The sequence below is a fragment of the Pseudonocardia cypriaca genome, from assembly GCF_006717045.1.
GTDB classification, from domain to species: domain Bacteria; phylum Actinomycetota; class Actinomycetes; order Mycobacteriales; family Pseudonocardiaceae; genus Pseudonocardia; species Pseudonocardia cypriaca.
In genome coordinates, this window is the sequence record NZ_VFPH01000001.1 from 269,603 (window position 1) to 290,494 (window position 20,892).

The 20,892-nt window shown below is 73.5% G+C and carries 23 protein-coding genes; 13 read left to right on the plus strand and 10 right to left on the minus strand.

The window, feature by feature from the left end:
- Positions 1-7: 7 nt before the first annotated feature.
- Together FB388_RS01370 and FB388_RS01375 are read left to right on the plus strand one after the other, a co-directional pair.
- Positions 8-1,237, plus strand: coding sequence for a cytochrome P450 family protein (locus FB388_RS01370; RefSeq protein WP_246121465.1), 1,230 nt, complete (start codon positions 8-10; stop codon positions 1,235-1,237).
- Positions 1,238-1,353: 116 nt separating this feature from the next.
- Positions 1,354-3,042 carry a hypothetical protein gene (locus FB388_RS01375; protein ID WP_142095798.1) on the plus strand — a complete coding sequence of 563 codons (1,689 nt, stop codon included), beginning with the start codon at positions 1,354-1,356 and terminating at the stop codon, positions 3,040-3,042.
- On the opposite strand, the gene FB388_RS01380 is transcribed toward FB388_RS01375, so the two are convergent.
- Positions 3,043-3,573, minus strand: a complete 531-nt coding sequence (locus FB388_RS01380; protein WP_142095800.1) for an NUDIX domain-containing protein — start codon at positions 3,571-3,573, stop codon at positions 3,043-3,045.
- A 43-nt stretch (positions 3,574-3,616) separates the two neighbouring features.
- On the opposite strand from FB388_RS01380, the gene FB388_RS01385 reads away from it, so the two are divergent.
- The 5 genes from FB388_RS01385 to FB388_RS01405 all read left to right on the plus strand — a co-directional run bounded on the left by FB388_RS01385 (position 3,617) and on the right by FB388_RS01405 (position 8,971).
- Complete coding sequence (locus FB388_RS01385) at positions 3,617-4,591, plus strand: helix-turn-helix transcriptional regulator (RefSeq protein ID WP_142095802.1); 975 nt, start codon at positions 3,617-3,619, stop codon at positions 4,589-4,591.
- Positions 4,592-4,609: 18 nt separating this feature from the next.
- Positions 4,610-5,269: an endonuclease NucS gene (gene nucS / locus FB388_RS01390; protein WP_142095804.1), complete on the plus strand. Its 660-nt coding sequence runs from the start codon at positions 4,610-4,612 to the stop codon at positions 5,267-5,269.
- Between the two features lie 85 nt (positions 5,270-5,354).
- A complete protein-coding gene (locus FB388_RS01395) occupies positions 5,355-6,836 on the plus strand; it encodes an aldehyde dehydrogenase family protein (protein ID WP_142095806.1) in 1,482 nt (493 codons plus the stop codon).
- A gap of 27 nt (positions 6,837-6,863) precedes the next feature.
- Complete coding sequence (locus FB388_RS01400) at positions 6,864-8,693, plus strand: 3-hydroxyacyl-CoA dehydrogenase family protein (protein ID WP_142095808.1); 1,830 nt, start codon at positions 6,864-6,866, stop codon at positions 8,691-8,693.
- Positions 8,694-8,749: 56 nt separating this feature from the next.
- Complete coding sequence (locus FB388_RS01405) at positions 8,750-8,971, plus strand: hypothetical protein (RefSeq protein ID WP_425468516.1); 222 nt, start codon at positions 8,750-8,752, stop codon at positions 8,969-8,971.
- Here the strand turns inward: FB388_RS01405 and FB388_RS01410 are convergent.
- A complete protein-coding gene (locus tag FB388_RS01410; protein WP_246121467.1) occupies positions 8,968-9,411 on the minus strand; it encodes a MarR family winged helix-turn-helix transcriptional regulator in 444 nt (147 codons plus the stop codon). The genes FB388_RS01405 and FB388_RS01410 overlap by 4 nt on opposite strands.
- A gap of 78 nt (positions 9,412-9,489) precedes the next feature.
- On the opposite strand from FB388_RS01410, the gene FB388_RS01415 reads away from it, so the two are divergent.
- A complete protein-coding gene (locus FB388_RS01415; protein WP_142095812.1) occupies positions 9,490-9,909 on the plus strand; it encodes a nuclear transport factor 2 family protein in 420 nt (139 codons plus the stop codon).
- Positions 9,910-9,972: 63 nt separating this feature from the next.
- Here the strand turns inward: FB388_RS01415 and FB388_RS01420 are convergent, their stop codons facing one another.
- The 3 genes from FB388_RS01420 to mce all read right to left on the minus strand — a co-directional run bounded on the left by FB388_RS01420 (position 9,973) and on the right by mce (position 13,068).
- A complete protein-coding gene (locus tag FB388_RS01420) occupies positions 9,973-11,121 on the minus strand; it encodes a coiled-coil domain-containing protein (protein ID WP_142095814.1) in 1,149 nt (382 codons plus the stop codon).
- A gap of 90 nt (positions 11,122-11,211) precedes the next feature.
- Positions 11,212-12,543 carry a crotonyl-CoA carboxylase/reductase gene (gene ccrA, locus FB388_RS01425; RefSeq protein ID WP_142095816.1) on the minus strand — a complete coding sequence of 444 codons (1,332 nt, stop codon included), beginning with the start codon at positions 12,541-12,543 and terminating at the stop codon, positions 11,212-11,214.
- A gap of 93 nt (positions 12,544-12,636) precedes the next feature.
- Entirely contained in the window at positions 12,637-13,068 is a 432-nt protein-coding gene (gene mce / locus FB388_RS01430; protein ID WP_142095818.1) for a methylmalonyl-CoA epimerase, read from the minus strand.
- 178 nt (positions 13,069-13,246) lie between these two features.
- Here mce and FB388_RS01435 point away from each other — a divergent pair, with 178 nt between their 5' ends.
- Positions 13,247-14,437, plus strand: a complete 1,191-nt coding sequence (locus FB388_RS01435; RefSeq protein ID WP_142095820.1) for an acetyl-CoA C-acetyltransferase — start codon at positions 13,247-13,249, stop codon at positions 14,435-14,437.
- Between the two features lie 4 nt (positions 14,438-14,441).
- Positions 14,442-15,416 (plus strand): methylmalonyl Co-A mutase-associated GTPase MeaB, encoded by a 975-nt coding sequence (gene meaB / locus FB388_RS01440; protein WP_142095822.1) that lies wholly within the window; start codon positions 14,442-14,444, stop codon positions 15,414-15,416.
- Between the two features lie 74 nt (positions 15,417-15,490).
- Here the strand turns inward: meaB and FB388_RS01445 are convergent, their stop codons facing one another.
- Together FB388_RS01445 and FB388_RS01450 are read right to left on the minus strand one after the other, a co-directional pair.
- Positions 15,491-16,624 carry an NsdA family TPR-like regulatory protein gene (locus tag FB388_RS01445; RefSeq protein ID WP_142095824.1) on the minus strand — a complete coding sequence of 378 codons (1,134 nt, stop codon included), beginning with the start codon at positions 16,622-16,624 and terminating at the stop codon, positions 15,491-15,493.
- On the minus strand, positions 16,621-17,520 hold the full coding sequence (locus FB388_RS01450) for a hypothetical protein (protein WP_211361712.1): 900 nt from the start codon (positions 17,518-17,520) through the stop codon (positions 16,621-16,623). Before FB388_RS01450 ends, FB388_RS01445 begins: the two co-directional genes overlap by 4 nt.
- A 109-nt stretch (positions 17,521-17,629) precedes the next feature.
- Between FB388_RS01450 and FB388_RS01455 the strand changes: the two genes are divergently transcribed.
- On the plus strand, positions 17,630-17,863 hold the full coding sequence (locus FB388_RS01455; protein ID WP_142095828.1) for a hypothetical protein: 234 nt from the start codon (positions 17,630-17,632) through the stop codon (positions 17,861-17,863).
- A gap of 71 nt (positions 17,864-17,934) precedes the next feature.
- Here the strand turns inward: FB388_RS01455 and FB388_RS01460 are convergent, their stop codons facing one another.
- On the minus strand, positions 17,935-18,462 hold the full coding sequence (locus tag FB388_RS01460) for a MarR family winged helix-turn-helix transcriptional regulator (protein WP_142095830.1): 528 nt from the start codon (positions 18,460-18,462) through the stop codon (positions 17,935-17,937).
- 50 nt (positions 18,463-18,512) lie between these two features.
- A complete protein-coding gene (locus FB388_RS01465; RefSeq protein WP_142095832.1) occupies positions 18,513-18,947 on the minus strand; it encodes a GNAT family N-acetyltransferase in 435 nt (144 codons plus the stop codon).
- Positions 18,948-18,996: 49 nt separating this feature from the next.
- On the opposite strand from FB388_RS01465, the gene FB388_RS01470 reads away from it, so the two are divergent.
- Complete coding sequence (locus FB388_RS01470; protein ID WP_142095834.1) at positions 18,997-19,299, plus strand: MTH1187 family thiamine-binding protein; 303 nt, start codon at positions 18,997-18,999, stop codon at positions 19,297-19,299.
- 61 nt (positions 19,300-19,360) lie between these two features.
- Here FB388_RS01470 and FB388_RS01475 read toward each other — a convergent pair whose 3' ends face one another.
- Positions 19,361-19,654: a hypothetical protein gene (locus tag FB388_RS01475; protein WP_142095836.1), complete on the minus strand. Its 294-nt coding sequence runs from the start codon at positions 19,652-19,654 to the stop codon at positions 19,361-19,363.
- Positions 19,655-19,905: 251 nt separating this feature from the next.
- Here FB388_RS01475 and FB388_RS01480 point away from each other — a divergent pair, with 251 nt between their 5' ends.
- Positions 19,906-20,883: a tetratricopeptide repeat protein gene (locus FB388_RS01480; RefSeq protein WP_425468517.1), complete on the plus strand. Its 978-nt coding sequence runs from the start codon at positions 19,906-19,908 to the stop codon at positions 20,881-20,883.
- Positions 20,884-20,892 lie beyond the last annotated feature (9 nt).

A 20,892-nucleotide genomic window follows, 5' to 3' on the forward strand; every position in this document is an offset into this window, starting at 1 on the left:
GCCACCGATGGCCGCGATGCCGGACATCATGGACCCTGCGCTGATCGCCGACCCCGTCGGCGGCTACGGCAGGCTGCGCGAGCAGGCGCCCGTCGTGCGCGGCCGCACCCCGGACGGCACACCCGCCTGGTTCGTCACGAGGCAGGCCGACGTCCGGACGGTCCTGTCGGACCCGCGTTTCGTCAACAGCGCGCGCTCCGTACCGGGGGTGCAGGTCGACAGCGTCCGCGACAAGCTGGTGGAGATGGTCGGCATCCCGGCCGACCTGGCCCACTACTTCACCGACTCGATCCTCGACCACGACGGCGACGACCACTCGCGCCTGCGCAAGCTCGTGTCCCGCGCGTTCACCGTGCGCCGGGTCAGCGCCCTGCGCCCGCGCGTGGAGGAGATCACGGCGGGCCTGCTGGACCGCATCTCGGGACTGTCCGAGCCGGTCGACCTGGTCGCCGAGTACGCCTACCCGCTGCCGATCACGGTGATCTGCGAGCTGGTCGGCGTCGCAGAGGAGGACCGGGCGGCCTGGCACCGGTGGAGCAGCGCGTTCATGCGGATGCAGCGCGAGACGATGCCGTCCGCGGGTCGCGAGATGATCGACCACGTCCACCAGCTGATCGAGCGGCGCCGCGTCGAGCCGGCCGACGACCTGCTCACGGCGCTGGTCCACGTGCAGGAGGAGGACGGCGACCGGCTCGGCCTCGACGAGCTCGTCACGATGGTGATCACGCTCGTGATCGCGGGCCACGAGACCACAGCACACCTCCTCGGCAATGCGACGTTCGCCCTGCTCACCCATCCTGACCAGCTCGAACTGCTGCGGTCCGACCCGGGCCTGTGGCCCGGCGCCGTCCACGAGCTGATGCGCTTCTGCGGTCCCGTGCAGATCGCCCGCATGCGGTACGCGGCGGAGGACGTGGAGCTCGGGGGCGTCACGATCCGCCGGGGTGAGGTCGTGCAGCCCGTGCTCGTCTCGGCCAACCACGACCCCCGCGAGTACGCCGACGTCGAGCGCCTGGACGTCACGCGACGGCCGGCCGGGCGCGGCGAGGGCCACGTCGGGTTCGGCCACGGCTTCCACTACTGCCTCGGAGCGGCACTGGCCCGGCAGGAGGGCGAGGTGGCGCTGCGTGCGCTCGTCGAGCGCTTCCCGGGTCTGGCCCTCGCGTCCGACGAGCCGGAGTGGGTCGCGGTGCCGGGAATGCGGCGCCTCGCCCGCCTTCCCGTGCGGCTGCGGTAGCCGCCTGGTGGACTTGGTGCCGTCGCCACCCGCACCCGAACCTGCGGTAGGGGATTGCTCACCGGCCGTCAGTGGTCAACTCTCTCCGGTGAGGGGGTCGGAGAGGGGTGAGGGCGATGGGTGGCGACGGCACCGGCGACGCCTCGGGCGACGCGACGGCGGACGTCTCGGGGGTGGCCACACAGCCACGGGACGAGCCGGAGAGAACGCAGCCGGGGGAGGCGCAGGCCGACGAACCGGGCGAGTCGCCCGCCCCGGAACCGGAGCGGGCTCCGGAGGAACGGACGTGGTCGGCGCCGGCCGCCGCACTGCTGAACCTCACCGGGCTCGGGCTGGGATACCTCTACCTGCGGTGCTGGCTGCGGGCCACCGCCTGCCTCGTCATCGTGGCGCTGATGGTCGTGGTCGCGTTCGCCAACGACGCGTCCGGCTCGCCGTGGCTCTGGCGGGTCCTCGCGGCGACGTGGGCCGTCGCCACGGCGGCCGACGCGTGGGGCGTGGCGCGTGGCCGCCCCCGGCCGGTTACGCGGGCGCAGTGGTTGCGGCCGCTCGCGCTCGGGTTCGTCGCCGTGCTGGTCGTCGCCGGTGCCCACATCGGGTACGCCGGCGCCGCGCGGGCCACGTACGCGGCAGGCCTGGAGGCCCAGGGGCGGGCCGACTGCACGCAGGCGAACCGCTCCTTCGACGCGCTCACCGGTCCGTACGAGCTCACCTTGAGCCGCGACGTCCCGGCCGCGGCGCTGCGCCGTGCCGAGTGCAGCGACTTCATCGGCGCCGAGGAGGCCGAGCGGTCCGGTGCCCTCGCGGGGGCGGTGAGCGCCTACCAGGCGTTCCGGCGCGACCACGCCGGCAGCCTGCTCGAGCCGTTCGCCCGCGAGGGCGCGCGGCGCGTCCTGCTGGCGTGGGCGGTGGCGCTGCGGGGCGCCGGTGACCTCGACGGCGCGATCGCCCGCTACCGCGACCTGCTCGGGGAGCTCGGCGGCGAGCCGGGTGCGGCGCAGGTGCGGGCGGACCTCGCGGCCACCCACGTCGACCGGGCGGCGGCGGCCCGCGCGACGATGGCGGCGGCCGCCGGCGCGGCGCGGGTCGACGCGATGCGCGCCGCGATGGACGATCTGCTGCTGGTCGGGCAGGAGCTCGGCGACACCCCGGCGGCGGCAGGCGTGCCGCAGGCCGTCCTCGACACGTTCGCGCAGGCCAACTCCGCGTTCACCGAGGGGCGGTTCTGCGACGCGCTCCCCGTGCTCGACTACGCGATCACGTTGCCGGAGGCCGCGGGGGTCGCTCCCGTGGCCAACGGCGACCGCGCGCGCTCGCTCTCCGGGTGCGGGCTGGCGAACTTCTCCACGGGTGACTACACCGGCGCCACCGACCGGTTCCGGTCGTTGACGACCGACTACCCGAACGACCCCGGTGTCCCCCAGGCCCGGTCCGCGCTCATCGCCGCCGAGGTGGGGTTGGCCGCCGAGATGCCGCTGCCGCTCCCCGCGCCTATCGATGCGCCCGCCAGCGAGCCGGTGGTGGTCTACAACGCGGCGGGCACCGAGGTGCGCGTGCTGGTGGCCGGCCCGACGGCGCAGGAGGTCACCCTGCCGGCGTGCCCGGGCTGTCCCGCCTCGTACGCCCTCGGCGCCGACTCCTGTCCCGGCGCAGCGGGCAAGCCGTCCAGCTCGATCCGGCTGCGCCCCGGCACCTACTACGTCCTGCAGGACCGGGACGAGCTCGGGCCGGACGACACGGTGAAGACGCCCATCACGGTCAGGCCAGGCGGCGGCGAGCTGTGCGTGACGATCACGGAGAAGTAGTCACGCGCGTTCCCGCAGCAGCATCAGCAGGTAGGCCGCGAGCGTCTGGGCGTCGACCAGCTCGGAGCCGCGCACCATCTCCTCGAACTCGGCGATGGTGAACCAGCGGGCCTGCATGTCCTGCTCGCTCTGCTCGCGGCTGACCGGGCCCTCGCGCAGCTCGGTCGCGAGGAACACGTGCTCGCGCTGGCTCAGCGTGCCGGGCGCGAGGTCGAGGTCGCCGAGGAACTCCATGCGGCCCGCGATCAGCCCGGTCTCCTCGGCGAGCTCGCGGGCGGCCAGCTCCGCGGGGTCGACCTCCGCGCGGTCCGGGGCGGTCCCCATCGGGAACTCCCAGCGCCGCTTCCCCACCGGGTAGCGGAACTGCTCCACCAGGTGCAGCCGGTCGCCGTCGCGGGGGATGACGATGGCGGCGGTCGGCTTGTCGACGACCCCGTAGATGCCCTCGGACCCGTCCTCGCGCCGGACGGAGTCTTCCCGGACCGTCATCCACGGGTTGGCGTACACCTGGCGGCTGCTGATCCTCTGCACGCCGCACACCGTGCCCCGTGGCCGCATCGGGCACGATTCCGGGGTGCGCGCGTCCCGGCTCGTCACCCTGCTGTTCACGCTCCAGCGCCTGCGCGGGGCCACGGCGGCCGAGCTCGCCAGGGAGCTGGAGGTGTCGGAGCGCACGATCTACCGCGACGTCGCGGCGCTGTCGGCGGCGGGCGTGCCGCTCTGGACCGAGCCCGGACGAGGCGGCGGGATCCGGATGCTCGAGGGCTGGCGCACGCGGCTCGACGGGCTGACGGCGCAGGAAGCGGCGGCGATCTTCGCGGTGGGTGCCCCGCAGGTGCTCGCCGAGCTCGGGATGAGCGCCGCCCTGGCCGGGGCGCAGGCCAAGCTGCTCGCGACGCTCCCCGGCGACCTGCGGGAGCACGCCAGGGCGGTGGCGGAGCGGTTCCACCTCGACGCTCCCGGCTGGTTCCACACCCCGCAGCAGGTGACGCAGCTGGCGGCCGTCGCCGAGGCCGTGTGGGAGCAGCAGCGTCTCCGCATCGGCTACCGGCGCGGTCGCGACCAGGTCGTCGAGCGGACGCTCGACCCGCTCGGGCTCGTGCTCAAGGCAGGCACCTGGTACCTCGCCGGTGCGGTCGACGGCACCGTGCGCACCTACCGGGTCGACCGGATCGCCAACGCCCAGGCCACCGGCGAGCGCTTCGAGCGGCCGGCGGACTTCGACCTGGCCGAGTGGTGGGCCGGGGCGGCGGGGCGGTTCGAGAGCCAGATGCTGCGCGCCACCGTCCGCCTGCGGGTGAGCCGCTTCGGGTTGAAGATCCTGCCGCGTGCCGTCGACCACGACGCCGCCCTCCGCGCGATCGCGCACGCGGGCCCGCCCGACGACGAGGGCTGGCGGGAGCTGGAGCTCGACGTCGAGAGCGTGCAGGTGGCCGCTGGACAGCTCACCGCGCTCGGCGGGGAGGTCGAGGCGCTCGACCCGCCGGAGCTGCGGGCCGGCCTGGCCGCCGCGGGCCTCGCGTTGGCCGCCCGCAACGCTCCGCGCTGACCCCTTACGCTCGCCCTCGTGCGTCTCGTCATCGCCCGGTGCCAGGTCGACTACGTGGGGCGGCTCACCGCCCACCTGCCCATGGCGCCGCGGCTCCTGCTCGTCAAGGCCGACGGCTCGGTCAGCATCCACGCGGACGACCGCGCCTACAAGCCGCTGAACTGGATGAGCCCGCCCTGCTGGCTCGAGGAGCAGCCCGGCGTGTGGACCGTGCGCAACAAGGCCGACGAGTCGCTCGTGATCACCATCGACGAGGTGCTGCACGACTCGAAGCACGAGCTCGGGACCGACCCCGGTCTGGTGAAGGACGGTGTCGAGGCGCACCTGCAGGAGCTGCTCGCCGCTCATCCGGGCGTGCTGGGCGAGGGCTACACGCTGGTGCGGCGGGAGTACATGACCGCGATCGGGCCGGTGGACCTGCTCTGCCGCGACGCCGGCGGCGGCTCCGTCGCGGTGGAGGTGAAGCGCCGCGGCGAGATCGACGGCGTCGAGCAGCTCACGCGCTACCTGGAGCTCATGAACCGCGACCCGCTCCTCGCCCCCGTCGCGGGCGTGTTCGCGGCGCAGCAGATCAAACCGCAGGCCCGCACGCTGGCGGAGGACCGCGGCATCCGGTGCGTCACCGTCGACTACGACGCCCTGCGCGGCATGAAGCGGGACGACCTGCTCTTGTTCTGATCCTCGGGGGCCACTCGGGAGGGATGGGCCCGGCCGGGCCCTCGTCGGCCTGTGCGGGCCGCCCGCTGCCCCCTACTCTTGGGTAATGACCGCCACGGAAGCGCCCGCTCCGGCGACCTTCGAGTCCCTCGACCCCCGCACCGGCGACGTCGTGGGCACGCACCCGGTGCACGACGAGGCCGCGGTGCGCGCTGCGGTCGCCAGGGCCGCCTCGGCCGCGCAGTGGTGGGACGGGCTCGGCGCCGACGAGCGCAGGGGGTTGCTGCTGGCCTGGCGCGCGGTTCTGGTGCGCAAGCTCGACGACCTGGCCGGCGTCGTGGTCGAGGAGACCGGCAAGCCGATCGACGATGCTCGCCTCGAGCTCGTCCTCGCGATCGACCACCTCGACTGGGCCGCCAAGCACGCCGAGAAGGTGCTCGGTCGCCGCAAGGTCGCACCCGGCCTGCTGATGGGCAACCAGGCGGCGAGCGTGACCTACCGGCCCTACGGGGTGATCGGTGTGATCGGGCCGTGGAACTACCCGGTGTTCACGCCGATGGGTTCGATCGCCTACGCGCTGGCCGCCGGCAACGCCGTGGTGTTCAAGCCGAGCGAGCTCACCCCCGGGGTCGGGGTGGCGCTCGCCGACACGTTCGCCGAGATCGTCGACGGACGGCCGGTGCTGCAGGTCGTCACCGGGTTCGGCGAGACGGGCGCTGCGCTCTGCCGGGCCCCCGGCATCGGGAAGATCGCGTTCACCGGTTCGACCGCCACCGGCAAGCGCGTGATGGCCGCCTGCGCGGAGAGCCTCACACCGGTGCTCGTCGAGTGCGGGGGCAAGGACCCGATGATCGTCGACGCCGACGCGGACCTCGACGCCGCGGCGGACGCGGCCGTGTGGGGCGGCATGTCGAACGCCGGCCAGACGTGCGCGGGCGTGGAGCGGGTCTACGTGCTCGACGCGGTGGCCGAGGAGTTCACCGCGAAGGTGGTGGCGAAGGCGCGCGGGCTGCGCGCCGGGTCCGGGGGCGCCTACGGCCCGATGACGATGGCGGGGCAGGTCGACATCGTCCGCCGCCACGTCGAGGACGCGCTGGCCCGCGGCGGGCGCGCGGTCGTCGGCGGGGCCGAGTCGGTGCAGCCGCCGTTCGTGGAGCCCGTCGTGATCGTTGACGTGCCCGAGGACAGCAGCGCGGTCACCGAGGAGACGTTCGGGCCGCTGCTCGTGGTCAACCGGGTGCCGGACGTCGACGAGGCCGTGCGCCGCTCCAACGCCACCGCGTACGGCCTGGGCGCCTCGGTGTTCTCCCGCGCCCGTGGGGAGGAGATCGCCGGCAGGCTGCGCTGCGGGATGGTCGCCGTGAACGGGGTGATCTCGTTCGCCGGCATCCCCGGCCTCCCGTTCGGGGGAGTCGGCGACTCGGGCTTCGGGCGCATCCACGGCGAGGACGGGCTGCGCGAGTTCGCCCGCCCGCAGGCCGTCGCGCGCCAGCGCTTCCCGCTGCCCGTGCCCGTCACCAGCTTCTCCCGCACGGCGGCCACGATGAAGGCGCTGGTCGGGCTCGTGCGTGCTCGCCACGGGAGGTAGCTGTCACACTCCGCGGTCGCTCCCCGGATGGGAGGATCGCGGCGGTTCGTCCCTCGGGGTAGCGGGAGGTCAAGCGTGCGCGAGTTCCGGACGGTCGGTGTCGTCGGCCTGGGCACGATGGGCGCGGGCATCGTCGAGGTGTTCGCCCGCAACGGTCTGCGGGTGCTCGCCGCCGAGGTCGACGCCGAGGCCGTGGAGCGCGGGCGGGCGCACCTGGAGACGTCCACCGCGCGGGCCGTCGGGCGCGGCAAGCTCACCCAGGAGGCCGCCGACGAGCTGCTCGGCCGCATCACCACCACCACGTCGCTCGCCGACCTCGCGGAGGCCGACCTCGTGGTCGAGGCGGTGCCCGAGCAGGTGGAGCTGAAGGCGAAGGTCCTCGGCGAGCTCGACCGGGTGTGCCGGCCCGACGTGATCCTCGCGTCCAACACCTCCTCCCTGTCGGTCACCGAGCTGGCCGTGCGCACCGGGCGGCCGGGCAAGGTCGTGGGGATGCACTTCTTCAACCCGGCGCCGGTGCAGAAGCTCGTGGAGCTGGTCCGCACGGTCGTCACCGAGCCGGACGTGATCGAGGACGCCCGCGCGTTCGCCGCGTCCCTGGACAAGGTGCCGGTCGTCATCGGCGACCGTGCGGGGTTCATCGCCAACGCCCTGCTCTTCGGCTACCTCAACCACGCCGCGCGGATGTACGAGGCGCGCTACGCCACCCGCGAGGACCTCGACGCCGCCATGCGCTACGGCTGCGGCTACCCGATGGGCCCGCTGGCGCTGCTCGACCTCATCGGGCTCGACACCTCCTACGAGATCCTCGACACGATGTACCGGCAGTCGCGCAACCCGCTGCACGCGCCGGCCCCGATCCTGAAGCAGATGACCACCGCCGGCCTCCTCGGCCGCAAGAGCGGGCGCGGCTTCTACACCTACGCCAAGCCGCACAGCTCCGAGGTGGTGCCGGACGCGCTCACCCCCGCCTCGTCGATCCCGGCCGACGCGGGAGTGCGCGACGTGCAGCGCGTCGGCGTGGTCGGCACGGGGACGATGGCCTCGGGCATCGTGGAGGTCTTCGCGAAGGCCGGTCTCGACGTGGTGGTGCGCGGGCGCAGCGAGTCGAAGGTCGAGGGCGCGCTCGCCGGCATCCGAAAGTCCCTGGACAAGGGCGTGGTGCGCGGCAAGCTCGACGAGTCCGAACGGGATGCCACACTCGCCCGGATCACCGCGACCACCCGGCTGGAGGACCTCGCCGACGCCGACCTCGTCATCGAGGCCGTCGCAGAGGAGCTCGACGTCAAGCGGGCCGTGTTCGCAGCGCTGGACGAGATCTGCAAGCCGGGCGCCATCCTCGCCACCACCACGTCGTCGCTGCCCGTCGTCGAGTGCGCTGCGGCAACCACCCGCCAGCAGGACGTGCTCGGCCTGCACTTCTTCAACCCGGCGCCGGTGATGAAGCTGGTGGAGGTCGTCTCCACGATCACCACGAGCGCCGACGTCACGGCCACCGCCATCGCGCTGTGCGAGCGGCTCGGCAAGGTCGCCGTCTCGTGCGGGGACCGGGCCGGGTTCATCGTCAACGCGCTGCTCTTCCCGTACCTGAACGACGCGGTGAAGATGCTGGAGGCGCACTACGCCACTGCCGACGACATCGACGCCGCGATGAAGACCGGCTGCGCGCTGCCGATGGGCCCGTTCGAGCTGCTCGACGTCGTGGGGCTGGACGTGTCGCTCGCCATCGAGCGCACGCTCTACCAGGAGTTCCGGCTCTCCGGGTTCGCGCCCGCACCGCTGCTGGAGCACCTCGTGACGGCCGGCCGGCTCGGCCGCAAGACCGGTCACGGGTTCCGGGACTACAACCCGCGCTAGTGCCCCGTTCCAACCGGCCCCGCCGGTCCGAGCACGTGCCGCTGCGGTCGGCTGCCGTGACGCGCCGCGAGTCCGCGTCCGACGGCGACTGGGTCGTGCGCAGCGTGCCGGGTTCTGCGGCGGGCAAGGACTACCGCTGCCCCGGCTGCCAGCAGCTGATCCGGGCCGGCACCGGGCACGTCGTGGCCTGGCCCGCCGACGACCTGGGCTCCGTCGCCGACCGCAGGCACTGGCACGCGAGCTGCTGGTCGGCCCGAGCTCGGCGACGGCCCGGCTAGCCGGAGTGGTGGGCGAGAACGGCGCCGAGGAGCCGGACCAGCTCGGCCCGCTCCTGTGACGACAGCGGAGCGAGCAGGTCGTCCTGCGCGTCCTGCAGCAGCCGGTCGAGCTCCGAGAGGAACTTCCGCCCAGCGTCGGTGATCGCGATGACGTTGCGGCGGCGGTCCTCCACGTCGGGCGTGCGCTCCAGCCGGCCGGCCGCTGCGAGCTCGTTGACGAGCGCCACCATGTCGCTCCGGTCGATCCCGCACCGCCTGCCGAGCGCCGCCTGGCTGGCCGGGCCGAACTCCTCCAGTGCCGACAGGACCGAGTAGTGCTGGCGCCGGGCTCCGACCGAAGCCAGCGCCTCGGCGATGATCCGCTGCGCGGGCAGCGCGACCTGGTTCAGCAGCCAGCTGGGCATGGAGCGGAGCCGGGCCGGGGCGGTGCGGACGTCCACGTGCGCACCCTAGCAATCCGTTGGGACGGCCAACGTCTCCTGTTATTGTTGGTTGCACCAACGATATGGAGGATCGAGATGGGAACCACGGACGACCGCCGGGACGTCGAGGACCTGGTGCAACGCCTCGCCGCGTGCCTGGACGACGGCCGCTTCGACGACATGAGGTCCCTCTTCACCGCCGACGCGACGGCCAGCACGCCAGGCGGCACCGCCGAGGGCCGCGACGCCCTCGTCGCGCAGGCCGCTCGCAACCACACCCCGGACAAGGCGACCCAGCATCTCATCGCCGGCGTCCTGGTCGAGCTCGCGGAGCACACGGCCACCGCCCGCGCGAACGCCCTCGTGACCTTCGCCGACCGCGACGGGCGGCCGCAGCTCATGATGGGCGAGGTGTACCGGTTCTCGGCCCGCCGAACCGACGAGGGCTGGCGGCTCACGAGCGTGCAGACGGTCCCCACCTGGCGGACGCAGGAGACCACGGCACCTGCGGCGTGACGGCGCACACCCAGCCCGCGACTCGCGCACACCCAGGCCGCGACTCGCGCGACCGCCGAGGGCTCAGCGGTGGGTCGACCCGGCCCTCGAGCGGCGGCGCTGCCGCCGGGACGGGTGGCGGGCCGGGGCGCCGGCCGCGGTCGCCGCGGGGGAGTCCTCGGCCGTCAGGTCGCCGGCGCCGTCGTGGCCGGGCGGCGCCGCGGCTGCGGGCTCGGCCTCGTCAGCCGGCTCCGGCGGCGCGATGGGTTCCGGGTCGGGGGAGGGGAGCGCCGGGGCCTCGTCGGCGGTGCGTGCCGCCGGGATGAGCTGCTCCGGCGGCACGGTCAGCGATCCGAGCGTGTCGTCGAGCATCGCCCGGGTGAGGGTGAGCTGCTCGGCCATCCGGTTGCGGACGCCCAGCAGCTCCTCGACCCGGCGCTCCGCCTCGGCGAGGCGCTCCCGGGCCTGCTCCTCGGCCCGCGCGGCCACCTCGCGCGCCTTGGCCTCGGCCGACTCACGCAGCTTCTCGGCCTCGCGGAGCGCGGCGGCCTGCTTGGCCGCGAGCGCGGAGAGCGACTCGGCCCGTCGCTGCTCCATGGCGATCGTGAAGTCCTCCTCCACCTGCTTGCGGCGGGCCTCCGACTCCGCCCACGCCCTGGCCCTCGCCTCCTCGGCCGCCTCGATCCGCGCGGCCAGGTCGGCCTCGATGGAGATGCGCTCCGCGGTGAGCCGCTCGCGCTGCTCCTGGAGCTCCAGCGCGAACGCCGCGCGTTCCTGCTCCATCTCCTGCCGCAACTTCTCCGCGTCCGTGCGCCCCTCTTCGCGCATGGTGTCGGCATCGGCCTTCGCGGCGGCGAGGGTCTGCGCCGCCTGCGCCTCGGCCTCCCTCGTGCGCCGGTTCGCCTCCGCCTCCGCGCGGGAGAGCATCTCGGCGACCTCGTCCTCGGCGAGGCGCAACATCGCCCGGATCCGCTCGGTGGTGCCTTGCGGGCTCTGGCTCGGGCTGGCGAGCGTGCGCACCTGCGCGCGCAGCTTCTCCGCCCGCACCCGTGCCTCGTCCAGCTCGCGCGCCAGCTGCACGGCCTGCGCCAGCGCAGCGTCGCGATCGGTGACGAGGATGCTCACCTCGGCGTCCAGTCGACGCAGGTGTGCGTCGACCTGCCCTTGGTCGTAGCCCCTTCGGACGACTTCGAAGCCGGCGTCGGACGGGGGAGGTGAGGGGTTCCCGGCCATGGAATCACCGTACCGGGCAGGCGTCAGAGGGTGGTCGGCTGCGCGTGGCAAGGGTGAACAGCCTCACCCCTGTGGGTGGTCCCGAGTGGATCAGACCCCACGGAACCGGTTTATCGCGTCCAGATGGCGGGCACGCTTCTCCGGATCGGTGACACCCAGGCCTTCCCGTGGGGCGAGCCCGAGCACGCCGACCTTGCCCTGGTGGCTGTTGGTGTGCACGTCGAGCGCCGCCTGCCCGGTCTCGTCGAGCGGGTAGACCTTCGACAGCGTCGGGTGGATCAGACCCTTGTCGATCAACCGGTTGGCCTCGAAGGACTCCCGGTAGTTGGCGAAGTGCGACCCGATGATCCGCTTGAGGTTCATCCAGAGGTAGCGGTTGTCGTAGCTGTGCTCGTAACCCGACGTGGACGCGCAGGTCACGATCGTGCCGCCCTTGCGTGTGACGTAGACGCTCGCGCCAAAGGTCTCGCGCCCCGGGTGCTCGAAGACGATGTCCGGGTCGTCTCCTCCGGTGAGCTCCCTGATCCGGGCGCCGAAGCGCTTCCACTCCGACTGGTCCTGGGTGTGCTCGTCCTTCCAGAACCGGAAGTCCTCCGCCGTGCGGTCGATGATCAGCTCGGCGCCCATCCGGCGGCAGATCTCGGCCTTCTGCGGCGAGGACACCACGCACACCGGGATCGCACCCCCGTTCAGCGCGTACTGCGTGGCGTAGGAGCCGAGCCCGCCCGACGCACCCCAGATCAGGACGGTGTCGCCCTGCTTCATGGCCGCACCGTGCCGGGAGACGAGCTGCCGGTATGCGGTGGAGTTGACGAGCCCGGGGCAGGCCGCCTCCTCCCAGGTGAGGTGGGCCGGCTTGGGCATCAGCTGGTTGGACTTGACCAGCGCCAGCTCGGCGAGCCCGCCGAAGTTGGTCTCGAAGCCCCAGATGCGCTGCTCGGGGTCGAGCATGGTGTCGTCGTGCCCGTCCGGGCTCTCCAGCTCGACGGACAGGCAGTGCGCCACCACGCGGTCACCCGGCTTCCAGCGGGTGACACCGGCGCCCGTGCGCAGGACGACGCCCGCGAGGTCGGAGCCGACCACGTGGTAGGGCAGGTCGTGGCGCTTGGTCAGCTCCGAGACCCGGCCGTAGCGGCGCAGGAAACCGAAGGTCGACAGCGGCTCGAAGATAGAGGTCCACACCGTGTTGTAGTTGATGGCGCTCGCCATCACGGCCACGATCGCCTCGCCCGGGCCCAGCTCCGGCGTGGCCACCTCGTCGAGGTGCAGGCTCTTGCGCGGGTCCTTCTCGCGCGTCGGGATGCCTGCGAACATCTCCGCCTCGTCGGCGTGGACCGTGACGCCCCGGTAGTGGTCGGGCACGTCCAGGCCGGCGATGGCGTCGTACTGCTCGGCGAGGATGGCGTCGCGGATCTCCTGCACGGCTGGCCTCCATTGGCTCGAGTCGTGACTCCCGGTTACTGGGCAGTAGGGTAACCGTGATCTGCGCAGATCCGCGCCGTGACGGTGCCCACGTCAGTGGCCGTCAGCAGGCTCCACCAGCTCCACGAGCACCCCGCCCGCGTCCTTCGGGTGCACGAAGTTGATGCGCGAGCCCGCGGTGCCGCGGCGGGGTTCGTCGTAGAGCAGCCGCAGTCCCTTCTCCCGCAGGGCCGCGCAGCTGGCGTCGACATCGGCCACGCGATAGGCGAGCTGCTGGATGCCCGGGCCGCTGCGGTCGAGGAACTTCGCGATCGCCGAGTCCTTCCGCAACGGGGCGAGCAGCTGGACGGCGGCTCCCGCGTCGCCCGGGGCGGACAGCATCGCCTCGCGGACGCCCTGCTCCTCGTTGGTCTCGGTGTGCGTCGCCACCAGCCCGAAGGTGGAGGCGTACCACTCGATCGCCGCGTCGAGATCCGCCACCGCGATGCCTACGTGGTCGACCGCGAGGACCGTGTGTTCTCCCATCAGCGGAATGTAGCGGCGCCGGATTGCTTCCGCTTCGCTCCGGCGGGCTTGCGGGCCCTTGATGACGCCGTCTCTCCGTGCTCGGCTCACCACCTCTGTGCGAGTCGTCACGGCCGCGGGTGGCCCTACTCGCGGGTATCGTCGAGTCGCCCGCCAGCGCAGCCGATGGAGGTCAGCCGTGTCCGGATCCGTGATCGTCGCCGGGGCCCGCACGCCGATGGGCAAGATGTCCGGGTCGTTGAAGGACTTCAGCGGTGCCCAGCTGGGCTCGGTGGCCATCAAGGCCGCGCTCGAGCGGGCGGGCGTCGCGCCCGACCAGGTCCAGTACGTGATCATGGGCCAGGTGCTCACGGCCGGGGCCGGGCAGATCCCCGCCCGGCAGGCCGCGTACGGCGCGGGCATCCCGATGGACGTCCCGGCGCTCACGATCAACAAGGTCTGCCTCTCCGGCCTCGACGCGATCGCGCTGGCCGACCAGCTCATCCGCGCGGGCGAGTTCGACATCGTGGTGGCAGGCGGGCAGGAGTCGATGACGCAGGCGCCGCACCTGCTGCCCAAGTCGCGCGCCGGGTTCAAGTTCGGTGACGTCACGATGCTCGACCACATGGCCCACGACGGCCTGTTCTGCGCCTTCGACCAGCTGCCGATGGGTGCGTCCACCGAGAAGTTCAACGCCCGGTACGGCGTCACCCGCGAGGACCAGGACGCGTTCGCCGCCCGGTCGCACCAGCTCGCCGCGAAGGCCGCGGCCGACGGCACGTTCGAGGCCGAGATCGCGCCCGTCACCGTGCCCCAGCGCAAGGGCGACCCGCTCGTCGTCTCCACCGACGAGGGTGTGCGGGGCGACACCACCGGCGAGAGCCTCGCGAAGCTGCGCCCCGCGTTCTCCTCGGACGGAACGATCACCGCGGGCTCGTCCTCCCAGATCTCCGACGGCGCGGCGGCCGTCGTGGTGATGAGCCGCGCGAAGGCCGAGGAGCTGGGCCTGTCCTGGATCGCCGAGATCGGCGCCCACGGCGTCGTCGCCGGCCCGGATGCGAGCTTGCACGAGCAGCCGGCCAACGCGATCGAGAAGGCGTGCGAGAAGGAGGGCATCGCCGCGGGCGACCTCGACCTCGTCGAGATCAACGAGGCGTTCGCCGCCGTCGGGCTCGTCTCCACGAAGAAGCTCGGCATCGACCCGGACAAGGTCAACGTCAACGGTGGTGCCATCGCGCTCGGCCACCCGATCGGCATGTCCGGCGCCCGGATCGCGCTGCACCTCGCGATGGAGCTGGGCAGGCGCGGCGGGGGCGTGGGCGCTGCCGCGCTCTGCGGCGGTGGTGGCCAGGGCGACGCGCTGATCATCCGGGTGCCGGCCGCGAGCTGACCTGGTGCCGCGCCGGGCGGACGTCCCTGAGCTCGTCGAGCGCGCCCGGCGCGGCGAGCAGCTCGCCGTCGCACGGCTGATCTCGCTCGTCGAGGACGGCGCCGACGCCGCCCTGCGCGAGGTGGCGGCCGCGCTCGGGCCGCACACCGGGCGCGCGCACGTCGTAGGCCTCACCGGGCCGCCCGGCGTCGGCAAGTCGACCACCACGTCGGCGGTGGTCGCTCTCCTTCGGGCGCAGGGCCGGAAGGTGGGTGTGCTCGCCGTCGACCCGTCCTCGCCCTTCTCCGGCGGCGCGCTGCTCGGCGACCGGGTGCGGATGGGTGAGCACGCCACGGACGACGGGGTGTTCATCCGGTCGATGGCCACCCGTGGCCACCTCGGCGGGCTGGCGTGGGCCACGCCGCAGGCCCTGCGCGTGCTCGACGCGGCAGGCTGTGACGTGGTGCTCGTCGAGACGGTGGGCGTCGGCCAGTCCGAGGTGGAGGTGGTGGCCCTCGCCGACACCACGGTGGTGCTCCTCGCCCCGGGAATGGGGGACGGCGTGCAGGCCGCGAAGGCCGGCATCCTCGAGATCGCCGACGTGTTCGCGGTGAACAAGGCCGACCGCGACGGGGCCGCGCAGACCGTGCGCGACCTGCGGCAGATGCTCGCGTTCGGGGAGCAGGCTGCCGAGGACGGGTGGCGCAGGCCGGTGGTGCGCACCGTGGCCGCCCGCGCCGAGGGCGTGGACGAGCTGGTGGCCGCGCTCGACGCCCACCGGGACTGGCTCGATCGCAGCGGTGAGCGGGCCCGCCGCCGCCGGGCGAGGGCGGAGGCCGAGATCGAGGCCATCGCGCTCGAGCAGCACCGCAGCCGCATCGGCGACCTCCACGGCGCGGCCGGGCTGGCACCGCTCGCGGAACGGGTGCTGGCGGGCGAGCTGGACCCGTACCGGGCCGCCGACGAGCTGACCGGCCGCCTCGGTGGTGGCGCGCCGTAGCGACGGCAGCCGCCATTTCTGCCGGCACTGCCGGTCGATGGGGCGCGTGAGCCGGGCGAGGTGCGTGGGTCGGTTCAGGGTGTGTGCGGGGCAACCTGCGTGCGGAATGCCGTCAGGCGTGCCTCGGTGCGGGCCGAGCCGATGCGCTCGGCGAGCTCGCGGGCGGCGCGGGCATGGGCGGCCGCATCGTCGGGCTGCTCGGCGGCGAGCGCGAGTGCGAGGTCGGCGTGGACCGCGGCGCGGTGGCGCACCGAGCGGGGCGGAGCGGCGAGCGCGCGCCGCAGCGGGCGGGCCGCCGCCGGATCGCCGAGGACGGTGAGCGCGTGGCCGTGCCAGCGGTCGAGGTCGGCGAGCTCGATCGCGACGGGCGGTTGCACGGCGTCGGCGGGCAGTTGCTCGGCGGGGGCGGCGGCGGAGATGGCACGGCGCGCGGCGGCCGCATCGCCCAGGGCGGCGGCCGCGTCGGCGCGTGCGCCCGCCAGCCGGGAACGGGTGGCGCGGGGGATCGCCGGTTCGGCCGAGTCCAGCAACGTGACGGCGGCGGTGGCCTCGCCGACGTCGACCAGCACGCCGGCCTGCCCGGCGACGGCATCGGCAGCGGTCTCGGGCAGCTCTGCCTCGATGGCCGCGGCTCGGGCGAGGTGGTAGCGGAGCCATGCCAGGTCGGGCCGGCAACGATCGAGCTCCTGAGCGCCCGCGAGGATCGCGGCGGGCGCCAGAACGGCGGCCACGGCCGCACGGCGGGCCGGGGCGATCGTGTGGCGGACGGTCTCGTCCAGCCGCTCGACCAGCGCCCTGACGAGCTCTCCCGCACCCGTGGCCCCGAGCTCGTCGTCGAGCCGGGTGGCGACGTGGAGCTGCTCGCGCCACAGATCGAGCGCGGCCTCGTCGATCGCGCCCGCCGCGGCGAGTGCCGCCCGGAAGCGGGCCGAGGCCCCGGCCGCCTCCGGATCGGCGGGCGGCCCTGCGATGCCGAGCTCCGCGGGGGTGCGCCCGTAGAGCTCGCCGAGCAGGGCCCGGTACTGCGGCTCGGGCACCGCGTGGCCGTTCTCCCACCGGGACAGCAGCGTCTTGAGGCTCGCCGCCCCCGCCACCGGGGCTCCGCTCAAGTGGGCGAGGGCGGCCAGCTCGCGGGCTGCCTGCGACTGCGACCAGCCGCGAGCCGCCCGCGCCGCCCTCAGCCCACCCGCGGTGACGCGTCCGTTCATGGCGCGGCCAGCGCCCAGCCCTCGACGGAGCCGTCGATCCGGGTCTCCGGGCCGACCGCGAACGTGCCCAGCTGTCCGGCGGGCGCGGCGGTGCTGATGTCGAGGAACGTGGCGACGGTGGCTCGGTCGAGCGCCACTTCGTCGGCGAAGCTGGTGCGTTGGAACGAGACCCCGCCATCGAGCCGTGCCAGACGCAGATCGAGCCGCCCGAGGAAGCAGGCGTCGGTGAACAGGACGGGTTTGGCCGCCTCCAGCTGACCGAGCCGGGTGATGCCGTGGAACCGGGCGCCGCGAGCGATGAGGCGTCCGATCCGCCTGCCCTCCAGCCGGAAGTGCTCGAGGCACGCGCCGGACAGGTCGAGGTCGTAGATGCGCTGATCGGGGTCCTCGCCCCACGGGAGCACGTCGGCGATCAGCCGCTGGGCCGTGAGCCGCACCTGCCGTTCGCGGTCGGCCTCCGGATCGCTCTCCCCTGCGGCGCCGGTCGACCCGTCGCGCAACTCCGGGTGGTCGAACGGCCGGCGCAGGTAGGCGCACAGGACGTCGAGGACCGTCTGCTTGTAGCGGGGCGTGGAGCCGGCGAGCCAGACGAGGGAATGCAGCGCGCCCACCCGGACCTGGTCGGCCTCGTTGCCCAGCAGCTCGACCGACCGCGCGAAGCGCTCGTCGGCGACCTTCACGCCCTCGAGCGCGTGGCGCTCCTCCTCGACCCGGCGCCTGCGGTCGTTGAGCCACAGGGCGTAGAGCGCGACGACCGCGCCGCCGCTCAACGCGCCCGTGCGGACGGCCTCGGACCGCGGGGCGGTCGGCTCGACGAGCAGCAGCACCACGGTGGTGGCCACCGTGACCGCGATCGCCACGAGCACCGTGGCCAGCAGCATCAACCGACCCTTCACGTGCATCCCCCCAGTTCCCGGACCGTCGCGATTCCAGGATGTCGGGGATGCGACCTAGTGTCAACGGTGTTGCCGCAACAGCGCGGCAACACCTGGAGGGGGAGGCGCTGTGGATCTCACGACGTGTTCGGTGTGGGCGGTGGCGGGCTCGGCGGGTGGCGCGATCGGTGGCTACTGCGTCGGCAGGCGCAGGGGGAGGCCGCCCGCGGCGGGCCGCCACGCGGGCATGCGGAGGAGGAGGCGGGCGCGAGGCGGGCCGGCCATGCGCTCGTGGCCGGGCGGCGCGGGCCACCCGGTGCCGCCCGCGGACGGCACGGGTGCGGAGGACACCGAGCAGACCTGAGCCGGCCTGCTCCGATCGCGCGGAATCGGGTCAGTGCGACGGGGCGGTCGCACTGACACCGGTCCCGCCGGTCACGGCCGGGACTTCGCCTCGCGCTCCTCGAAGTCGCCCGCCGCACGGCGCACCCGCGCCAGCAGCGTGGTGAGCTGGGACTCCTCGTCCGGGCTGAGGCCGCTCAGCCCGAAGTCGATGGCCGTCACCGACTTGGTGGCCGCCTCCTGCAGCGACGAGCCGGCCTCGGTGATCTCCACGAGGGTGGCGCGCCGGTCGGTGGGATGCGGGATGCGGCGCACCAGGCCATCGGCCTGCAGCCGGTCGACGATGTTGGTCACGCTGGTGGGGTGCAGCTGCAGGCGCTCGCCCATCACGCGCATGGGGAGCCGTCCGGTCCGCGAGAAGGTCAGCAGCACGAGCGCCTCGTAGCGGGCGAAGGTCAGGCCGTGCGGCCGCAGCGCGCCGTCCACGGCGGAGAGGAGGATCTGCTGCACCCGCATCACGCTGGTCACCGCGGCCATGGTGCGGGCCGGACCGATCCGCGCGTCCCACAGTTCGGCGGCGCGCAGGATCGGGTCGAAAGGCAGCGGCTGCCGACTGGCCATGACATGCGACGTTAGCAGTGTTGCTGTCACGAGCCGGGGAGCGCGGGGGATCAGATGGGCATCTGGTACCGGATGAAGCCGCGGTTCTCGGCCAGCCGGTCGTAGAGCCGTCGAGCGGTCGCGTTCGACTCGTGGGTGTGCCAGTACAGCTGGCTGCAGCCCTGCTCGCGAGCCCAGCCGTGCACGGCCTCGATGAGCGAGCGCGCCACGCCGTGGCCACGCGCGTCCGGGGCGGTGAACAGGTCCTGGAGGTAGCAGACGTCACCGGCGTTGGTGTGCGGGTGCACGAAGAAGTGCGCGATGCCCACGAGCCGGTCGTGCCACCGGGCGCCGAGGGCGTGCATCCGGCTGCCGTGCTGGAACTCCTGCCACGCGCGGTCGTACTCCTCGTCCGGGATGGTCCGTTCGTAGAAGGCGATGTAGCCGCGGAAGAGCTCCTCCCAGTCGGCGCGGTCGTCCGGGCGGAGGCGGCTGACGCTGATCACGGATCTCCTCGGGTCGCGGCTGCGGGGCCGGCTGGTGCAGTGTGGCCACATGCTCTTCGCCTTCAGCATCGCGCCGGCCGGGACGCCCGGCGACAGTGTGAGCGCGGCGGTCGCCGACGCCGTCCGCGTGGTCCGGGAGTCGGGCCTGCCCAACGAGACCACCTCGATGTTCACCACGATCGAGGCGGAGACCTGGGACGAGGGGATGGATGTGATCAAGCGCGCGGTGGAGGCCGTGCAGGCCCACGCGCCGCGGGTGAGCCTGGTGCTCAAGGCGGACATCCGGCCCGGCCACACCGGACAGCTCCGGTCGAAGGTGGAACGGGTCGAGGCCGCCCTCGACGAGGGCTGAGAAAGCGAGAGGGCCGCACGGTCACCGTGCGGCCCTCTCGCAATCGAGGCGTCAGCGCAGGTCAGCGCATGGCGACGTTCAGCGTGAAGAAGAAGACGCCGATCAGGATCGCCAGGCCGCCGAGCACCATCGCGATCTTCGCCTGCTTGGCGGCGGCGGGACGGCGGACCGAGGCGGCGCCGAGGCCGATGGCCCCCGCACCGACGACCCAGCCGACGATCGAGATGGGGCTGACGAGCAGGGCGATCGCACCCACGATCAGGGCCACCTTGCCCAGCACCGGGCTCTCGCTCTTGGCGGTCTTCTTGCGGGCGTCCTCGAGCAGACGGTCGGCGACGGTGTTCTCCGTGCTCATGCAGGTTCCTTCGAGTGAGGGAAGCCGCGGGGTGCGGCCGAGCGGATGTCTACGCAGAGCGACCGTCTGGTCACTCCTACCTACTCAACGAGTGGCCGGCTGGTCTGGTGCTCGCCCGGTCTGGTGATCGGTGGCGGAGCGCGATCGGAAGATCGCACGCCGTGATCACGCCACGTGACGAGTTCCCGTCGAGCCGGACCCGTTCGGCGGATGTTCGGCGGCCGCACGCGGTCCGCGCCTCCGGTGGCAGGATGAACGGCGTGTCTCGACCCGATCCTCGTCAGGCGGCACAGACGGCCGCGTTGTCGCGCGCGATGGCCGGTGCCGTGGATCTGTCCGCGCTGAAAGCCCGATCCGAGGCGGCTGCCCGCCAGAAGGCGGCACCGCCGCGCCCGGAGGGCGACGGCGGAGCAGGCCCGTTCGTCATCGACGCCACGGAGCAGAGCTTCCAGACCGACGTCCTGGAGCGCTCGCTGCAGGTGCCCGTCGTCGTCGATCTCTGGGCGGAGTGGTGCGGGCCCTGCAAGCAGCTCTCGCCGGTGCTCGAGCGCCTCGCGGAGGCCGCCAACGGGGCCTGGATCCTCGCCAAGGTCGACGTCGACGCGAACCCCCGGATCGCGCAGGCCTTCGGTGTCCAGTCCATCCCGATGGTGGTGGCCGTCGCGGGCGGCCAGCCGGTCGACGCCTTCACGGGCGCGGTCCCCGAGCCGCAGGTCAGGGAGTGGATCGGCGCCCTGCTCGACGCGCTGCGCGACCGGATGCCGGCCATCGCCCAGGCCGAGGCGGGGGCGGCGAACGGCGCGCCCGTCGAGGAGCCGGAGGACCCGCGGTTCACCGCGGCCGAGGAGGCCCTCGACCGCGGTGACTACGGCGCCGCAGAGGCCGCCTACGAGCAGATCCTCGCCGCGGAGCCGGCCAACGAGCAGGCGAAGGCCGCGCTCTCGCAGGTGCGGTTCCTCGCGAGGGCGGAGGCGGCCGATCCGTCGGCGATCGGGCGGGCCGACGCCGCGCCGGACGACGTCGACGCGCAGCTGGCCGCGGCCGACGCCGAGGTGGCGAGCGATCGTGTCGAGGCGGCGTTCAACCGCCTCGTCGGCACGGTGGCGCGCACGGCGGGGGAGGATCGCGACCGGGTGCGCGAGCACCTCGTGAGCCTCTTCGAGCTGTACCCGGCCGACGACCCCCGCGTCAGCGCCGCTCGCCGCGCCCTGGCCCGCGCCCTGTTCTGACCGCTCGAG